General features: G+C 56.8%; 16 protein-coding genes. 5 read left to right on the top strand and 11 right to left on the bottom strand.

All coding sequences use genetic code 11. The annotated features are described in order from the left end of the window. Positions 1–99 precede the first annotated feature (99 nt). Together ABWO67_RS13345 and ABWO67_RS13340 are read right to left on the bottom strand one after the other, a co-directional pair. Positions 100–1,221, bottom strand: coding sequence for an FAD-binding oxidoreductase (locus tag ABWO67_RS13345; RefSeq protein WP_353152272.1), 1,122 nt, complete (start codon positions 1,219–1,221; stop codon positions 100–102). Position 1,222: 1 nt separating this feature from the next. Beyond that, a complete protein-coding gene (locus ABWO67_RS13340) occupies positions 1,223–2,257 on the bottom strand; it encodes an aromatic ring-hydroxylating dioxygenase subunit alpha (RefSeq protein ID WP_353152270.1) in 1,035 nt (344 codons plus the stop codon). 152 nt (positions 2,258–2,409) lie between these two features. Between ABWO67_RS13340 and ABWO67_RS13335 the strand changes: the two genes are divergently transcribed. Then, positions 2,410–3,351: a LysR substrate-binding domain-containing protein gene (locus ABWO67_RS13335; protein WP_353152268.1), complete on the top strand. Its 942-nt coding sequence runs from the start codon at positions 2,410–2,412 to the stop codon at positions 3,349–3,351. On the opposite strand, the gene ABWO67_RS13330 is transcribed toward ABWO67_RS13335, so the two are convergent. The 4 genes from ABWO67_RS13330 to ABWO67_RS13315 are packed head-to-tail and all read right to left on the bottom strand — an operon-like array spanning position 3,340 to position 6,348. Continuing rightward, on the bottom strand, positions 3,340–4,101 hold the full coding sequence (locus tag ABWO67_RS13330; RefSeq protein WP_353152266.1) for an ABC transporter ATP-binding protein: 762 nt from the start codon (positions 4,099–4,101) through the stop codon (positions 3,340–3,342). The two genes, ABWO67_RS13335 and ABWO67_RS13330, sit on opposite strands and share 12 nt — an antisense overlap. Positions 4,102–4,124: 23 nt before the next feature. Further along, on the bottom strand, positions 4,125–4,844 hold the full coding sequence (gene hisM, locus ABWO67_RS13325; RefSeq protein ID WP_353152264.1) for a histidine ABC transporter permease HisM: 720 nt from the start codon (positions 4,842–4,844) through the stop codon (positions 4,125–4,127). Beyond that, positions 4,841–5,527 (bottom strand): ABC transporter permease, encoded by a 687-nt coding sequence (locus tag ABWO67_RS13320; RefSeq protein WP_353152262.1) that lies wholly within the window; start codon positions 5,525–5,527, stop codon positions 4,841–4,843. Before ABWO67_RS13320 ends, hisM begins: the two co-directional genes overlap by 4 nt. Before the next feature lie 44 nt (positions 5,528–5,571). After that, positions 5,572–6,348, bottom strand: coding sequence for a transporter substrate-binding domain-containing protein (locus ABWO67_RS13315; RefSeq protein ID WP_353152260.1), 777 nt, complete (start codon positions 6,346–6,348; stop codon positions 5,572–5,574). 156 nt (positions 6,349–6,504) lie between these two features. Between ABWO67_RS13315 and ABWO67_RS13310 the strand changes: the two genes are divergently transcribed. Both ABWO67_RS13310 and ABWO67_RS13305 read left to right on the top strand, forming a co-directional pair. Further along, complete coding sequence (locus ABWO67_RS13310; RefSeq protein WP_353152258.1) at positions 6,505–7,617, top strand: DUF2817 domain-containing protein; 1,113 nt, start codon at positions 6,505–6,507, stop codon at positions 7,615–7,617. Positions 7,618–7,722: 105 nt separating this feature from the next. Next, positions 7,723–8,337, top strand: a complete 615-nt coding sequence (locus ABWO67_RS13305) for a 2OG-Fe(II) oxygenase (RefSeq protein ID WP_353152256.1) — start codon at positions 7,723–7,725, stop codon at positions 8,335–8,337. Here the strand turns inward: ABWO67_RS13305 and ABWO67_RS13300 are convergent. From ABWO67_RS13300 to ABWO67_RS13285, 4 genes are all read right to left on the bottom strand, one after another. Further along, positions 8,334–9,215, bottom strand: coding sequence for a dienelactone hydrolase family protein (locus tag ABWO67_RS13300; protein WP_502930017.1), 882 nt, complete (start codon positions 9,213–9,215; stop codon positions 8,334–8,336). The genes ABWO67_RS13305 and ABWO67_RS13300 overlap by 4 nt on opposite strands. A gap of 62 nt (positions 9,216–9,277) precedes the next feature. Continuing rightward, positions 9,278–9,466, bottom strand: a complete 189-nt coding sequence (locus tag ABWO67_RS13295; protein ID WP_353152254.1) for a DUF3008 family protein — start codon at positions 9,464–9,466, stop codon at positions 9,278–9,280. Positions 9,467–9,586: 120 nt separating this feature from the next. Further along, positions 9,587–12,157 (bottom strand): cyanophycin synthetase, encoded by a 2,571-nt coding sequence (cphA, locus tag ABWO67_RS13290; RefSeq protein ID WP_353152252.1) that lies wholly within the window; start codon positions 12,155–12,157, stop codon positions 9,587–9,589. Positions 12,158–12,223: 66 nt separating this feature from the next. Next, positions 12,224–14,434: a cyanophycin synthetase gene (locus tag ABWO67_RS13285; protein ID WP_353152250.1), complete on the bottom strand. Its 2,211-nt coding sequence runs from the start codon at positions 14,432–14,434 to the stop codon at positions 12,224–12,226. A 234-nt stretch (positions 14,435–14,668) separates the two neighbouring features. Here ABWO67_RS13285 and ABWO67_RS13280 point away from each other — a divergent pair, with 234 nt between their 5' ends. Next, positions 14,669–16,921, top strand: coding sequence for a cyanophycin metabolism-associated ABC transporter (locus ABWO67_RS13280; RefSeq protein ID WP_353152248.1), 2,253 nt, complete (start codon positions 14,669–14,671; stop codon positions 16,919–16,921). A 16-nt stretch (positions 16,922–16,937) separates the two neighbouring features. Further along, the gene (locus tag ABWO67_RS13275; RefSeq protein ID WP_353152247.1) at positions 16,938–17,405 is read left to right on the top strand and encodes a cyanophycin metabolism-associated DUF1854 family protein; all 468 of its coding nucleotides are present in this window, start codon (positions 16,938–16,940) and stop codon (positions 17,403–17,405) included. Between the two features lie 8 nt (positions 17,406–17,413). Here ABWO67_RS13275 and ABWO67_RS13270 read toward each other — a convergent pair. Then, the coding region (locus ABWO67_RS13270; RefSeq protein ID WP_353152245.1) for a hypothetical protein at positions 17,414–17,636 on the bottom strand (223 nt) is incomplete at its 5' end.

The raw sequence follows: 17,636 nt of genomic DNA, 5'->3' as shown, positions 1-17,636 counted from the left end.
CGCCAGGGGCGTAGCGCGTGAAGCCGAAACAGCCCCTGACACAACCGCCTTTCTCAAGAACGAAAAACCGTCCCGACCACGAACTCGGCCAAAAATGCGTTAGGCGCCAAGCTCGATCACGACAGGGCCCCGCGGGCGTGAACAGCACAACAGCACGCGACCTTGCGGCGGCTCGTCTAACGGCGGTTCAAAATAATCAACCTCGCCCGACACCAGGGTAGACATGCACGTGTTGCATAGCCCCGCCCGGCAATTGAAGTCAGGATTCAGCCCCGCCTGTTCGGCCAGCTCAAGCAAGGATTCGCACTCATCGTTCCATGCCATGCTGGTGCCCGACGGCATGAAGCGGACTTGCGCCTCGGGCGCATCGCCCTCCGGCGCGGACTCGGACGCGGGCAGTATTGCCGGAGCGGACTCATCCTGAACCTCGGCCTCCAGCACCGTCGCCGGGCCGAAAAACTCGTAATGAATGCGCTGTTTGTCGACGCCCAAATCACGCAACAGACGCCAATTGGCCTGCATGAAAGGGCTGGGGCCGCACAGGTAAAAGTCGTAATCATCCAGGGGCAATAATGCTTGCACCTGTTCGCGCCCGATCAGGCCTTCACTGTGAAAACGGTTGCTTTCCCTGTCCGCCGCGGTGGGTTCCCGATAGCAAAAATGCACCGATACCCCTTCACGCTGCGCAGCCAATGCCAGCACTTCATCGGCAAAGGCATGCGCCTTGCCGTTTTCGCAGGCATGAATGAAAAACACCCGACGCCGGCTGGATGCCACCAGGCGGTGCAGCATGCACATCATGGGTGTCAGGCCGACACCGCCACTAAACAAAACCACCGGACGCTCGCTGTCTTCAGCCAATACGAAATCGCCCATAGGACCGGCTGCGGACAGGATATCGCCGACGTGTATTTGGTCGTGCAAATGATTCGACCCAACGCCTGCCGGCCATTGAGTGCCGCCGGGCGCAGGTTCACGCTTGACGGCAATCCGCAAAACTTGCGTATCGGCGCTATCGCCTGACACGCTGTAATTGCGCAATACCGTAACGCCATTTACCGTCAGTCGAAACACCAGGTATTGCCCGGGACGATAAGCCGGCACGGCGCCACCGCCTACAGGCGCCAATGTGAAAGCGCTGATCACATCGCTTTCCCTCGTCCTGGCAACGACCTTGTAATCGACGAATGCGCGGTTGGCCGCCAAAGCCCCATCGGCCATCTTAAGCCTCCACGAACGCCTGAGGCTGTTCGGCCAGGATCAACTGCTGCAGTTTGCGGCGAAAACGCAAGGGTCCTGAATCCAGAGGCAAGTCCAGCTTGGACGGGCTTTTGGCCATGCCCGCATGCACAGCCGTCAACACGACGCGGTCTTCATGGAAAGCATGACGCACGTCTTCTGAAAACTGCTGGGACACATCTTGGTCGTCGGGACTGAAGTTGCGCATCTGGAACCAATAGTAGCGGGTCGTGTTTTCGTCTACCGGCGTGATGAAGTTGTACGAATCCATCAGGAATACATCCGGATGAAAAGGCTCTGCATCGGTCGCGGCGCCCGCTGGCGTAAAGATGGCGCGGATCAAGGCATGCGCAGGAAAACGCACTTCATATTGCTGCTTGCGGTCGCAACGGCCACTGAACTTCACGAATTTGGCATAGAAGGGCGCCACCTCGACATCGCGCATCCAGCGCGACACAGTGACCCCATCGTCTTTGACATCGACCTTCAATGGCACGCCGACGATATCGGCATTACCGAAAGAGGATTGGTGAACCCACGACACATGTGTCGGATCCAGCAGGTTGTCGGTAACGTAAAGATAATTGCATTCCAGCGTCATGGCGTCGCCGCTGTTCATGCCCCAGGCGGGGTCGCCCCAATGTTCAACTTCCATAATGGAAGCAGGGTCGGCCTTTGCGGGCTCGCCCATCCAGATCCACACCAAACCATAGCGCTCGGTACAGGGATAGCTGCGCACTACCGCCGCCTTGGGAATCTGCGGCATGCCTGGCGCCTTTACACAACTGCCTGAACAGTCGAAGGTCAAGCCGTGATAGCCGCATTCCAGCACATCATCTTGCAAGCGTCCCATAGACAACGGCAGCTTGCGATGCGGACAGGAGTCCTCCAACGCAACCACCTGGCCGTCCAGCTTGCGGTACATCACAATATTTTCACCCAAGATCTTGGTGGCGTGCAGCGTACGACTGATTTCGTGCTCCAAAGCAGCTACATACCAAGCATTTCTCAAGAACATGGGACTCTCCAAAAAACCGTTCTAACGGAAAAAAGCAATTCATATCAAGGCGAATCGCGTAAATCTATAGTAATTCAAATAATTCTATATAAATCTTTCTTATTGTTTAGAATAACTAAAGTGTTTCCCTGCCAACCGCACACAGAAAGCCCATGAATAGCCTTCCTCCTCTTCGAGCCATGCAGATTTTCGAGGTCATCGGCCATAGCCAGAACTTGGCCGAAGCAGCCAGGCGGCTTCAAATTACTCCCGGCGCGATCAGCCAGCAAATGAAGCTGCTGGAAGAGGCCTTGAACACCAGCCTGACCTTCAAAGATGGCAAGCGCGTCAAACTGACGCCTGACGGGCTGCGCTTTCACGAGGCGTGCTCCGGCGCCTTCGAACTGTTACGGGAGGCTCAGGCCGAACTGGAACGGTCAAAAAACCAGACGAATCTATCGATTAGCGCCCTGCCCTCGCTGCTGAAGGCCTGGCTCGCCCCTCTGGTATTCGAATGGCAAGACATCCACTACCCTGATCTGACCATACAGTTCAAAGGCAGCCACTCGGAACCTTCCAGCGATAGGGACGACATCGACTTTCGTATCACCTATGGCAATAACGATACGGCCTCCCAGAACGCCCTGGCGCTTTATACTGACAGCGTTGTGCCCGTATGCAGCCCGTCGCTGCTGGGCGCAAACAAAAAACTGCACAGCCCCGCCGACATCCTGAATTTCCCATTGCTGGCAACCGACTGGCAGCCCAAGTTCACCTCGCCGCCTTCCTGGCACGAGTGGTTCGCCGCTAACAATGTCGATGACAGTGCAGCCACAGGCCGTGGCAGCTTCCGTATTTTTTCCTTGTCGCATATGACAATAGAATCTGCCCTGGCCGGCCAGGGCTTTGCCTTGGCCCAGTGCTCGATGATAGGTGCCGATGTGGCTGCCGGCCGTCTGCTGATTCCTTTCAAGCAGGCGCTTTCCCTGCCCTGGCCTTACGTCCTGAAATGGAAACCCAATGTGTTCCACAAGCCGCACTGCCGCGCCTTCCACCGTTGGCTGGTGGCGCGCGGCAAAGAACAGAATGAACTGAATCGGCTGTTATTGGCCTGACAGAAATTGCGCTAAACGGCTGCTTTGCGGCGTGGTCAGCACTTGGGCGGGGTCGCCCTCTTCCTCGACCACGCCCTGGTGAAGAAACATGACGTGGTTGGAGACATTGCGCGCAAAACCCATTTCGTGGGTAACGACGACCATGGTTCGACCTTCTTCTGCCAAGGCTTGCATCACCCGCAAGACCTCTCCGACGAGTTCCGGGTCGAGTGCCGACGTAGGCTCGTCGAACAGCATGACTTCGGGTTCCAGCGCCAGGGCGCGCGCAATGGCCACACGCTGCTGCTGGCCGCCCGATAGAAACGCAGGGTACTTGGCCGCCAGATCAAGCGACAGGCCCACCTTCTGCAGATAGTGCTCTGCCTTGTCGATCGCTGCCTTCCTATCCATGCCCAGCACATTGATAGGCGCGGCTACGATGTTTTCCATGACCGTCATGTGCGACCACAGATTGAAGTGCTGGAACACCATGGCAACTGTCGTGCGCAACCGCTGCAACTGGCGCTTGTCCACCGCAACCAGTTGATTATGCTTGTCGCGCACGGTTTTTAGTTCTTCGCCTTTGATGATGATGCGCCCGGCGCTGGGCGCTTCAAGGAAGTTGATGCAGCGCAAGAATGTGCTTTTGCCTGAACCACTGGAACCAATGATGCTGATCACGTCCCCACGGTTCGCGCTTAGCGACACACCTTTAAGCACCTCGAGGGAACCGTAACTTTTGTGAATGTCTTCGACCCTGAGGTTGACCATAAGCTTCTCTTTTCTAATGCGCGCTAATGCGTTGAAATCGGCCTTAGGAAAGCCAGCCAGCGTTTTTCCAATAGTCGGAAAATAAGCACAAGTATCGCCGCGATCACGGCGTAAAAAATCCCCGCAATCCCAAAGGCCGAGAATGACGCATACGTGGCGCTATTCACATCCCGGGCGACCTTCAACAATTCCGGCACTGTAGCAGTAAAGGCAATGGAAGTGGCGTGCAAAACCAGGATCACTTCGTTGCTGTAATACGGCAAGGCGCGCCGCAACGCGGAGGGCAGGATGATCTTGGTATATAGCTTGACCTTGGAAAAACCAAAGGCGCGCCCCGCTTCGATTTCGCCCGCAGGAATCGAGCGTATCGAGCCCGCCAATACTTCGGTCACGTAAGCGCAGCAGTTAATACTGAACGCAACGACGACGCAGTTGAAACCGCTTTTGAAGAAAGCCGACAACGACGGTGTTTCTCGAATGAAATCCAGGCCGAACAAGCCCGTATAAACGATGAGCAACTGCACGTAAAGCGGCGTGCCCCGGAAAATGAAGGTGTAAAGCTGTATGGGTTTGCTCAGGTACTTATTCGACGACACGCGCAGGATAGCCAGCGGTATGGACGCCAGCAGGCCCAGGAAAAATGTCAGCAGCATGAGCCAGATCGTCATTGCCGCCCCGGATAGCCCCCCATCCCATCCTATGCCTACATACTGAGGCCAAAACTCTTGGAAAATTTCAATCAAAGCCGCGCCTCTTTTACGCCCACGCTAAAGCGTTTCCCGACATAGGCCAGGCACAGCAAAGCCACCGTCGTGAACATCAGATAAATCGCGGCAGCCACAAGATTGAAGAACAGCGCATTCTGGGTGGCCTGGCCGGCCTGCTGCGTAACGCTGATAACGTCGACCAGGCCAATAATCGACACCAGGGCCGTGGCTTTGAGGATGACCTGAATATTGTTGTTGAAGCCTGGCAAGGCGAAACGAACCAACTGAGGAAACGTGATGCGCCTGAAAATGAAGCTTTCGCTCATGCCGGTAGACAGCGCCGCCTCGATTTGGCCGCGGGGTACGGATTCCAGCGCGCCGCGAAACGTTTCGGTCATGTAGGCGCCGTAAATAAAGGATACGGTCACCACGCCCGCGGTAAACGCATCGATTTCTATAAAACCTATGCCGAGCAAATCGCAGATCCAATTAAGCAAGACCTGCAAATTGTAGAAAACCAGCAGCATGATCACCAGGTCAGGCACGCCGCGGATAATGGTAGTGTAGGCCGCGATAAGATACCGAAGCACCATGCTTTTGGACGTCTTGCACAGCGCCCCCGCAATACCCAGCAGCGTGGCAAAGCACATCGACAACAACGCAAGCGCCATGGTCATGAGGGTGCCCTCAAGTATGACTAGCTCATAACCATGCAACATACGTTTTCCTTGCCGACCTTAAGCATTCAGGGTTCCAGAGCCGGCTATTCCTTGACTGCGACCAGACCATATTTGGCATAACCGCTCAGAATTTCCTGATACTTTCCATCTTGCTTCATGGCGGCAATGGCGCCATCAATCTTGTCTTTGAGCGCCGTATCGCCCAGCCGCAGGCCTATGCCTGTGCCATACCCGAAGACTTCCTGGTCTTCCACAGGAGTGCCCGTGAGGTGGAATTTTGCGCCATCGGGCGTTTCGAAAAAGAAATGGGCAGCAGCCGAGTTTTGCAGGGTGCCATCGACGCGGCCCAGGGCCAAGTCCTGCTTCGCCCGCTCGTCGTTCTGATAAGAAACCAGATTGATCCCTTTACCCTGCCAATGTTTGTTGGCATAGGCGGCCTGCGTTGTGCCCTGCACAATGCCTATCGTTTTCCCCTTGAGGGATTCCGGCGTGGTTTCGAGGGTGACGTCTTTCGGCACCATCATGCGCGAGCCGCTGGTGTACAGTGAGGTGCTGAACAGCACTTGCTTCTTGCGTCGCTCGGTAACAGTCAGGCCCGACAGGATGCCGTCTATCTTTCGTGCATTCAGGGCCGGAATGGCGCCGTCGAAATTGATTTTGACCCATTCGCACTTGGCCTGCAGGCGCTTGCAAATTTCGTTGCCAAGTTCGATATCGATGCCAACCATATTTCCTTTGGCATCGAGCGACTCGTAGGGGGCGAAAGTAGGATCGACGCCATATCGGATAACCATTGGGTCCTGCGCTTGTGCAGTGAATGCACAAGCAGAAAAGAGTGCGGCAAAAACAAGCTTTTTCATTTGTTCTCTCAATGGCTTAAATAGTCGAAAGGCCATAGTAAATTAACGCTTTGTATATACAATCAGGGCATTCCCTAGTAGTATGCATAGGCTCAAAATACCGCGCCGAAGCGGGATTCAAGCCCAACCCTACCAGGACCGATTCGGAGAAACACCGTGACAGCACCCTTGACAGCCACCGTACCCACCTATAGCCAGCTAAGAAAGCGGTTTCTGGAAACCGCCGCCAAGCATCAGGCGCAAATCAAACACTACCCGCATCCTTTGAAAGGAATGCAGGGAGAAGACTTGTACACCGATGTCGCGATCTTTGCAAAGCCAGACACCAAAAAATGGCTGGTTTCCGTGTCTGGAACCCACGGTGTCGAAGGCTATTACGGTTCAATGTGCCAAACACAATACATGGAATACCTCGCAGCCAAAGCGCGCGACGAGGATGTCGGTATCCTGATTGTCCATCTGATCAACCCTTGGGGTGTTTCCTGGAAACGCCGGGTCAATGAAGACAATATGGACCTGAACCGGAACTATCTGGATTTTAGCAAGCCTTTGCCGGAAAATCCGCTGTATGAATCCATTCACCACTTATTTACCAAAGACTGCGCCACGCCCGAAGGCCGCAAGAAGTCGGACGAGGGCTGGGCACAAAAGATACGCGAAGTCGGCTACCCCGAAATCAAGAACAAATTGGGCGCAGGCCAATACAAGCACCAAGACGGGCTGCAATTCGGCGGGTTCGGGCCATCGTGGTCCAACATCACACTGCGGGCCATCGTTAAAGAATTCCTGAGCGACTGCACCGATGCCATCAGCTTCGATCTGCATACCGGTGCTGGCGCCTATGGCCACCCCATGCTCATGGCCATTGCGGAACACGACTATCCAGGCATTGCCGACGCACAGCGAATCTATGGCGCATGGCTCTACACTATTTTTACCGGCCCGGATCAATCCACCGATACGGGTATTTCCGCCGCCTGTACGGGCTATACCTCGCAAGCCATGGTAGACATGATGCAAGGCAAGCGCTTTAGCCAACTGGTCGTTGAATGCGGCACCTACGATAGCGAAACCGTTGGCCATGTCGCGATGCGCAATGATCACTTCCAGCATTTAAGCGGCGAGCTGCAGGGCGACAAATTCGATCAAGTCAAAGCCGCCATTCTGGAATTTTTCTTTCCTACGGACGATGACTGGCGCGAGCTGGTTTGGGTCCGGACACGCCAAATTTTTGACAAGGCTTTGGCTGATCTGTCTGCGCGCGCATAACGAAAAAATTATTTATAATCCTACCCCCGTTTCTTATTCCCTCATGGCTTTCGATAGCCGGGAGTTTCATGAACAATACGCATCTCGACATGACGATGGTGCCTTATGGGGTCGCGTGATGGCTTCTTCGAAAAACTTGCCCAACAACATTGGGCGGTTGCCGACGACCTGATTGACCCTATGCTGCGCGAACGTCTGGATCTAGAGTCGCAGCATGCATGGAAGATGGGGCTTTTTCACGAAGCCTCCATCGGCCGCTTGCACAGCGCGGCATTAAGCACTGGCATTCGCGGCGACGCCATCTGCTGGCTTACTTCGAACGACGCAGGGTCTGCATCTGCCGACTTCCTGGCGTGGGCCGACACCATACGGCAAGACATGAACCAACTGTTCTATGCCGGCTTGAACAGCGATGAATTTCATTTCGCCCGCTATGCCGAAGGCCGGGGCTATAAAAAGCATCTGGATCAGCATCAGCGCACCCCGCATCGGCGCATTTCCCTGGTGCTGTATCTGAACCGGCAGTGGGCAGACACGGATGGCGGCGAACTTTGCCTGTATTCACCCGATAACCCCCAAGAAGAAATCAAACGGATCTTGCCTCAGCCTGGGCGCTTGGTCTTGTTTCGCAGCGACCTGATCCATCACGAAGTTCTGCCTTGCGCACAACCCCGGCGCAGCCTCACAGGCTGGTTCCGAACCGATCGCCCGCTTATCTAAGCCTTCAAATACGAGTCCAGCCATTGGACGGCGCGAGTCCAGCCGTCTTTGGCCGCTTCAGCCTGATAGCTGGGCCGGTAATCGGCATGAAAAGCATGGCCGGCATCTGGATACACCACAAAGGTAGAGGCCTGCGCCGCCTCGTCTCCGTTGGCCAGTGCCTGCTTCATGGCATCGATAGTGTCTTGTGGAATGCTGCTGTCACGACCGCCATATAAACCTAGCACGGGCCCATTCACCTTGGCGGCTATGTCGACCGGCTGAACTGGATGCAACGGGTCGGTATCGCCCTCCAAGTGCCCATACCAGGATACCCCCGCCTTGATTTTCGGGTTGTGCGCATCGTAGAGCCAGGCTATCCGGCCTCCCCAGCAAAAGCCCATAACGCCCATGCGTTCGGTGTTGCCGCCATTCTTGCCCGCCCAGGCCACTGCGGCGTCCAAATCGCCCATCACCTGTGCATCCGGCACTTTCTTTACCACCTCGCTTATTAGCCGTGAAATCTCGGTGTATCGAGAAGGGTCGCCTTGCCTGGAATACAGCTCGGGCGCAATCGCCATATAGCCTTGCTTGGCTAAACGCCGACAGACGTCCCTGATGTATTCATGCACACCGAAAATCTCTTGAATCACCAAGATAATGGGTGCCCCCGTCTTTCCTTCAGGTGCGGCGCGATAGGCGGGAATGCTGCCATCAGCCACCGGTATCTTGATCTCGCCTTCCAACAGACCTTTTGTATCGGTTTTAATGACAGTTTGCGCGGCTACCGGTCCCGCAGCCAAGGCAAAGCCTCCGGCAAGCGATGCCACGATAAAGTTACGTCTACTCATCGCCGTCGTCGACAAGTCGGCAGCATCGGCATCCGGAAAATGGCTCATGGTGGTCCCCCAAAATGATACCGGCGCGCCTTTCCCACAGCACGCCGGTATGTGGCGTATGGCTACGAATCAGACTTATGCTCGGGCTTGCCTTTTCGCTTGGTGGAAGCCATTTCAGCCAATTCTTTTTCGTCCATGGACTTGTACATGGATTTGGACGCGCCCTTCAGCGCACCCACCTTCGCGTCACCCCGTTTGGCCGACAAGGCAGCACCCGCGGCTTTTTGCTGCGCCTGCGATTTTGCTGGCATGATGAACCTCCTGACATGTGTGTTTGCGACGGGAATTACTGCTGTTTCATTATTCCTGTGCCTGACACACATTTCAACCCGTCAAAAGGCAGACATGTAAGCAAATGCCAGCCGACCCGCTCAGGCAAGGGCGATACGCCCGGCAATGTGCCCAAGCGCTTCTTCCACCTGGTCAACCAGCACCAGGCATAAGTCGCCTTCTTTCAACTGGTCCAGCGCCGTATCTATCGCAAGAAATTCCCCGCGCACATCCTGTATCTCGGTCGTACGCTGGGCATGCTCCAGCCCTTTACGCAGCAAGGCCACCACTTCACCGTCGCTACGGCCGCGCTGGCACATATCCTGGTACAAAATCACGCTATCAAAAGCGTCGCCCAGAATTTCCGTCTGGCGGGTAATGTCCACGTCGCGTCTGTCGCCGGCACCGCTGATCACCACATAGCGTTTGGCGGCAGGCATCGTATCTATTGCCTGCACCAGCGCAAGGATGGCATCCGGGTTATGGCCATAATCGGCGATCAAGGTTGCACCGCGATAAGAAAACATATTGAAGCGGCCAGGCGCGGTTTCGGCATCGCTCACAAAAGAAGCCAGTCCGCGCTGCACGCAGTTCCAATCGAGACCCAGCGCCCAGGCCGCGGCCAGTGCTGCCATGGCGTTCTCAATCTGGAATCCAATGGTGCCATTGTGAGTGATAGGAATAGCGCTCAGGGGAAAGCGCTGTTCGAAGACGCCCTCGGACAACACGATATCGCCCTCTTCAACGCACACCACCGGCCTGCCCTGCGCGCGATGCGTCGCCAGAACGGGATGATTTCGGTCACTGGCAAAAAACGTAACGGCACCGGGACAATTATCGGCCATCGCCGCCACGATAGGATCGGCCGCATTCAGGACGGCAACCCCATCGGGCGATACGTTTTCAACGATCACCCGCTTGACGATGGCCAAATCCTGCACTGTGCTGATGTAGCTTAAGCCCAGATGGTCGCCCATTCCTACGTTGGTCACCACGGCGACATTGCAACGGTCAAAGCCCAGTCCTTCGCGCAGTATGCCGCCGCGCGCGGTTTCAAAAACCGCCGCATCCACGTCAGGGTGCAGCAACACATTGCGCGCGCTGCGAGGGCCGCTGCAATCTCCGGTATCGATGCGCTCGGCGCCAATGTAAACCCCGTCCGAGTTAGTCATGCCGACCCGCTTTCCGCTGCATGCAACCAGATGCGCGATCAAACGCACCGTCGTTGTTTTGCCATTGGTGCCGGCCACCGCGACCAGCGGAATACGTCCGTCCTCGCCTTCGGCGAACATATCGGCAATGATGGCCTCGCCCACTTCCCGGCCTTTGCCGAAAGAAGGGGTTAAATGCATGCGCAACCCCGGCGCCGCATTGACTTCGACAATGCAGCCGCCTTGTACGTCCAGCGGCTCGTAAACATTGTCGCTGACCATATCCAGTCCGCAAACATCCAGACCTACCATTTGCGCTGCGGCGACCGCTCCTGCGGCCAACTCGGGATGCACGTGATCAGTAACATCCGTTGCCGTTCCCCCAGTGCTCAAATTGGCGTTATTGCGCAAGGTAACCAGAACGCCCCTTTCAGGAACGGATTCCGGGGTATAGCCTTGCGTTGCCATCGTAGCCAGCGCAATGTCGTCCAGCCTGATCTTGGTCAGCGATGTACCGTGGCCCTCACCGCGTAGCGGATCGGCATTGATCACATCAACCAGTTGGGCAATGCTACGTTCGCCGTCTCCGGTCACTTGCGGCGGATCGCGCCGCGCGGCGGCGACCAACTTGTCGCCGACGACCAGCAAGCGAAAATCATGGCCAGGAAAATACCGCTCTACGATGACGTCCGAGCATTCTTCACGCGCGCCGGCATAGGCAGCCAACACCTGCTCGCGGCCCTGTACATTGACGGCAACGCCTCTGCCCTGGTTGCCATCACGCGGCTTGACGACAACGGGCGCGCCAATTTCACACGCAACGGCCCAGGCATCCTCGGCACTGGTAACGCAGCGCCCGTCGGGAACCGAGACCCCCGCAGCCGCCAACAATGCTTTGGTCAGTTCTTTATCCTGGGCAATGGCTTCGGCAATCGCGCTGCTGCGGTCTGTTTCTGCGGCTTGAATACGGCGCTGCTTGCTGCCCCAACCGAATTGCACCAAACTGCCCTGGGTTAGCCGACGATACGGAATATCGCGTTTGAGTGCCGCCTGCACGATGGAACCCGTGCTCGGGCCCAGACGGTCGTCCTCGTTTTTTTCTCGCAACCGCGCCAACGCGTCTTCCACATCAAACGGCAGGTCTTTCATTGCCGCCAGGCAAAGCGCCTGGGCAAGATCAAAAGCCAGGTGCCCGACAGCCTCTTCGCTGTATTCAATAACAACCTGATAAACCCCCGGCTCGATGGTCAGCGAAGTGCGGCAGTAAGTCAGTACGCAGCCAACTTTGGTTTGCAAGCATAATGCGGCCGACGCCAAAGCATGCGCGATGGAATTCGGGCTTTCCTGCCCGGGTGGCTTGAGCAGATCAATCTCGGGAAAGCGAACACGCATGCGCGTTTCAAACGCGTCCATGTCGCCAATGACGCGCTCTGCCTCGGTACAGGCCACAGTTGCTTCAATAACCGTTTGACGACACCAGAGATTAGGGCCGCGCAAGGCCCGAACACGTGAGACTTCCATTTGCCGATATTCCTTATTGCCACGAATGCCCGAGGGCCATGTTGATGTTGTCGACAACGATCTTGATCAGACCAGCGTGTCCAACGTCCGTACCGCTATGTTTTCCCACACTGGATCAGCAGATTCGACATCGAACGTTTCTATACCGGCACGTATCAGTTCTGCTGAAATGCCCAGCGCCCAGCCAGCGGCTGCAGCCGCCAGCACATTCTGGATCTGGAAAGCGGGTTGCCCTATACGGGTCAGCGGAACGGCGTCGATTTCAGTCAATAGCGTTTCGTTTTGCCCCTGGGCCAAGACGACCTGCCCCTGATGCGCAAAAACCGCGCGGCCGCCCTCATCCCGATGTTGACGGATAAAGGGAGAAGCCGCATCCAGACCAAAGAAAATTACATCGCCATCACACAAGGGGGCCATCTCGGCGACCAGGGGATCATCGGCGTTCAAGACTGCCACGCCATGCGGCAATACCACATCGACCTGCGTTCGCAAGACCTTGGCGACATGCTCTACGTCATTTACGTAGTAATCCGGAAACGTCTCGGACTGATCCAGGTTGGTGACCACACCCACACGACAGCGGTCATAAGCCAGGCCTTCGCCAAGAATGGTACGGCAGCCGTTTTCGATGACCGCCGCATGGACGGCACGATTCAGCAACACACGCCGCCCGGCAGCCCAGTTGGCGCCGTCGGTTTTCTGCACATGCCGGCGCGCAAAAAACAGCCCGTTGCTGCATGCCAGACCGGTATATTGGCCGTCCAGTTGCAGCAAGCGCGCCACCAACTGCGCAACCGTAGTCTTGCCTTTGCTTCCGCTGATGCCAACGATGGGGATATGGCCTTTTTCACCATCGGGGAATAAATGATCAATGATGGCCTTGCCCACCGGGCGCGGTTCGCCGGCCGCTGGCTTCAAGTGCATCAACAGGCCAGGCCCGGCATTGACTTCAACGATCGCGCCGCGCTGCCCTTGCAATGGCTGAGAAATATCTTCGGCCACCAGGTCAATACCGGCGATGTCCAGCCCAACGATACGTGCCGCCAACGCGACCGTCGCCGCAACGCTGGGGTGCACGCTATCGGTCACGTCAATCGACACATTGCCATTGCGCTGAATCAGTACCTGCCGGCCATCGACGGGAACAGAATCAGGCGCCAGGTTTTGACGGCTAAGTTCCAGCATCGCCGCGGAATCCAGGCGAATGAAGTTAAGAGGATGGTCTTCATCACGCCCACGCCGAGGATCCGAATTCAGCTGGATTTCTATCAATTCGTCGACAGTGCTGACACCATCGCCAACGATCGTGGCCGCATCGCCACGCGCGGCCGCCACCATGCGATTACCCACAACCAGCAACCGGTGCTCGTCGCCCCGCACAAACCGTTCGACCACGACACCGCTACCTTCATCAACCGCCACGGCGAATGCCGTCTCGATTTCGGACTGCGTCATCAGGTTAGTGAACACGCCACGCCCATGGTTGCCATCGATAGGCTTGACCACGACGGGCAGGCCTATCGATTCCGCCGCTTCCCAGGCCTCCTGCGCGGTTTCCACCAATTGGCCCTCAGGCACGGGAACACCGCACGCACTAAGCAGGCGCTTGGTCAGATCCTTGTCGCTTGAAATGCTTTCCGCAATCGCGCTGGTGTGATCGGTCTCGGCTGTCCAAATACGGCGCTGGGACGCGCCGTATCCGAGTTGGACCAGATTATCTTCGCTCAGGCGGATAGTAGGAATATCCCTGTCGTCGGCCGCGTCCACAATGCAGGCCGTGCTGGGGCCCAGGCGCAAGCTATCCGTCATTTCGCGTAACTGCTCTATCGCGCCCTGCACATTAAACGGACGGTCTTCGATCGCCGCCATGACCAGATCACGCGCCGCATAAAGCGCAGCTTTAGTCACCGGCTCATGCCATGCGCGCACAATCACTTTGTACACGCCGCGCACCGGCGTCTCGCGCGCCCGGCCCAAACCGCCTGGCATGCCAGCCAGGTTCTGCAGTTCCAGTGTGACATGCTCAAGGATATGGGCTGGCCACGTTCCCTGGCGCAGGCGCTGCAAAAAGCCGCCGCGTTCGCCGACGCTGCATCGATGCTCCTCCAGCGAGGGCAGCCAACTGCTTAGCCGTTCGTAGAACCCGGGGATCGTATTGGACGGGAAATCTTCCAATTCCCCGATATCGACCCAGGCTTCTATGACAGGACGATAGGCCCAGATATTCGGCCCGCGCAAAAACATCATGCTGATGAATTCTATGGATTTTTTTTGCATCTTAAAGAAGAAAAGAAAGACTGCGCAGGACGAAGCGTCGAGAGAGCAACGTATTTAACGGCAATTATTGCGCCAAGTGTTTGCCAAACTGATCTAAAGAGAAGAAAATCACAAGGTCAGACGCAAAAAAACCACACTCATATCGCCCTCTTACCAAACACCCCTGTTCAACGTGACAATAGCGCCCCATACCCCCTTTAGCCTTACTCTTTGGCAACACGTCACGCGGACACAATGAAAACTCAAACGACCGATATCGGCTACGTCGCTGACGACCTGCCGGATCCCTGGCGCACGTCGCTTGACGCCTTGCTTTCCCCGGGCGAAACCGTCGTTTCCTGGCTGATGCTGGATCTGGATCCGCAACTGCGCTTCGCAGCCGGCATGCTGGTCGTGACAGACCGACAGTTATTGGCAAAGGGGCCAGGAAGCCACGAATGGCAGATGTGGCTTTTCGAGCCTGGCCTGGCGTTGCGCCATCACGACCATGCCGGCGTCGGCACGCTGGAATTGCGCAACCACACGGCGCGCCTGGCTGTCTGGCGTTATACGCTGGAACACAACCCAGCCGCCTTGCAATTCATTGAACGGTTCGGACACCAGCGCGACTTGAGGCAGGGTGTCGCCCCCGCCTCGTTACGCGCCCCCGAGTCAGGTCCGACCAGCACAACCACGATCCACTCCCCGCCCTCCACCTGGGCGCTATTGCGACTATGGCGTTTCGCCAAGCCCTACCGCCTGCTTTTGCTCGTTGGTTTCCTGCTGACTCTGGCCTCTACCGCCGCCGCCCTGGTCGCCCCCTACCTGACCATGCCCTTGATGGACAAGGTGCTGATTCCCTTCCAGAATGGCGTTCCCATAGATTGGCCGCTGGTTCGCCTGTACCTGGGCGCGCTGCTGGCATCGTCCCTGCTGGCCTGGCTGTTGGGTTGGGGCCGCACCTATATTCTTGCCTGGGTCAGCGAACGGATCGGCGCCGATCTGCGCACCGCCACCTACGAACATTTGCAAAAGCTGTCTTTGCAATACTACGGCGGCAAGCGTACGGGCGACCTGATCGCGCGCATTGGTTCTGAATCCGATCGTATCTGCGTCTTTCTATCGCTGCATCTGCTTGATTTCGCGACCGACGTCTTGATGATCGTGATGACAGCGGCGATTCTGATTTCCATCAATCCCTGGCTGGCTGTGGTTACCCTGATTCCGCTGCCTTTTATTGCCTGGTTGATTCACCTGGTGCGCGATCGCCTGCGCCATGGCTTCGAGAAAGTGGATCGCGTCTGGTCGGAAATTACCAATGTGCTGGCCGACACCATACCCGGTATCCGGGTGGTCAAGGCCTTTGCACAGGAAAAACGCGAAGTGGCGCGCTTTCGCGAAGCCAATAACCGCAATTTGGTCGTCAATGACCGCGTCAACCGAATATGGTCATTATTTTCACCCACGGTAACGCTGCTCACGGAAATTGGGCTACTCGTCGTCTGGGCCTTTGGCATTTGGCTGGTATCGCATAACGAAATCACCGTCGGGGTGCTGACCGCCTTTCTTACCTACATCAGCCGCTTCTATATACGGCTTGATTCCATGAGCCGCATCGTATCTTTTACTCAGAAAGCGGCTGCGGGCGCCAAGCGCATTTTCGACATTCTGGATCACGTATCCAGCGTCCCGGAACCCATCAAACCCGTGCACATTGAACAGGTAAAGGGGCGTATAGAATTGCGCAATGTCGGCTTCCGGTATGGCAATCGCGCGGTAATACGTGGCATCGACCTGGATATTGCACCTGGCGAGATGATAGGCCTGGTGGGGCATAGCGGGTCAGGGAAAAGTACCCTGGTCAACCTGATATGCCGTTTCTACGATGTGTCGCACGGCTCGATACGCCTTGATGGCGTTGATCTGCGCTCGCTGTCCATTTCCGAATACCGGCGCCATATCGGGCTGGTATTGCAAGAGCCTTTCCTGTTTTTCGGCACCATTGCCGAAAACATTGCCTACGGCAAGCCCGAGGCCAGCCGGCAGGAAGTCATTGCCGCCGCCCGGGCAGCCAATGCACACGAATTCATTCTGCGCCTGCCCCACGGCTATGACTCTCTGGTCGGAGAACGCGGGCAAGCGCTGTCGGGCGGAGAACGTCAACGCATCTCTATTGCGCGGGCCTTGCTGATTGACCCACCCATACTGATTCTGGACGAAGCCACGTCCTCGGTCGACACCGCCACCGAAAAAGAAATCCAGAAAGCGCTGGACAACCTGGTGCGCGGACGCACAACGATTTCCATCGCCCACCGCTTGAGCACCTTGCGCCAGGCCGACCGCCTGGTGGTGCTGGACAAAGGCGAAATCGTCGAAGTCGGCAAGCATGACGAGTTAATGGCCCGCAATGGCCCTTACTTCCGTCTTCACCAGGCCCAGGCGGCCCAGGCAGAAGCCGGTTCCGACAGCGAAGGCTGGGATGAAGACACAGAGCAAGGCATAGCATGAAGCAGGCGGTGAACCCATGACCATTCCCGATTTTCGACTTAGCCGCGACCCCTTCGGACGGCTGCTGCTGGGCATAGGCGACCGCGTCTATGACACGATTGCGCCCGTGCGCAGCTTTCCGATTTCCGCGCCCGACCAAGGCATCGCCCTGGTGGGCGCCGATGGCACCGAGCTGGTCTGGATAAACAGCCTGACCGATCTACCGCAAGCCACCCGCCGCCTTTTGGAAGAAGAACTGGCCAGCCGCGAATTCATGCCCGAAATACATCGTATCCGGCAGGTGTCCAGTTTTGCGACGCCCAGCCGCTGGCAAGTGGAAACCGACAGAGGGGCAACCGTGCTGCTACTGAAAGCTGAAGAAGACATACGGCGGCTTTCGGCGGTCTCACTGCTTATCGCCGATGCCCATGGCGTGCAGTATCTGATTCGCGACGTACCGTCGCTGGACAAGACCAGCCGCCGGCTATTGGACCATTTCCTGTAACGGAACGGCTAGCGCATTTTTGGCCTGTGTTTGCAGGACTTGCGGCAGTGCAAGCGCGGCAACAGGCCGAAGTCGCGGGCGCCGAGCCGGCATCGGCGCCAAGGCTTTTCGTTCTTGATGGCAGGCGTGGTGTGTGTGTGTGATTTTTCGTTCTTGATGGCTGGCATTTGACGTTGGCGTGAACTTTCGTTCTTGAGAAAGGCGGGTGTATCAGGGGCTGTTTCGGCTTCA

Origin of the sequence: Pollutimonas bauzanensis (genome assembly GCF_040393045.1) — a bacterium.
GTDB classification, from domain to species: domain Bacteria; phylum Pseudomonadota; class Gammaproteobacteria; order Burkholderiales; family Burkholderiaceae_B; genus Pollutimonas; species Pollutimonas bauzanensis_A.
Note: the sequence above shows the minus strand (reverse complement) of the source record. Positions and strands in the feature narration are given on the sequence as shown.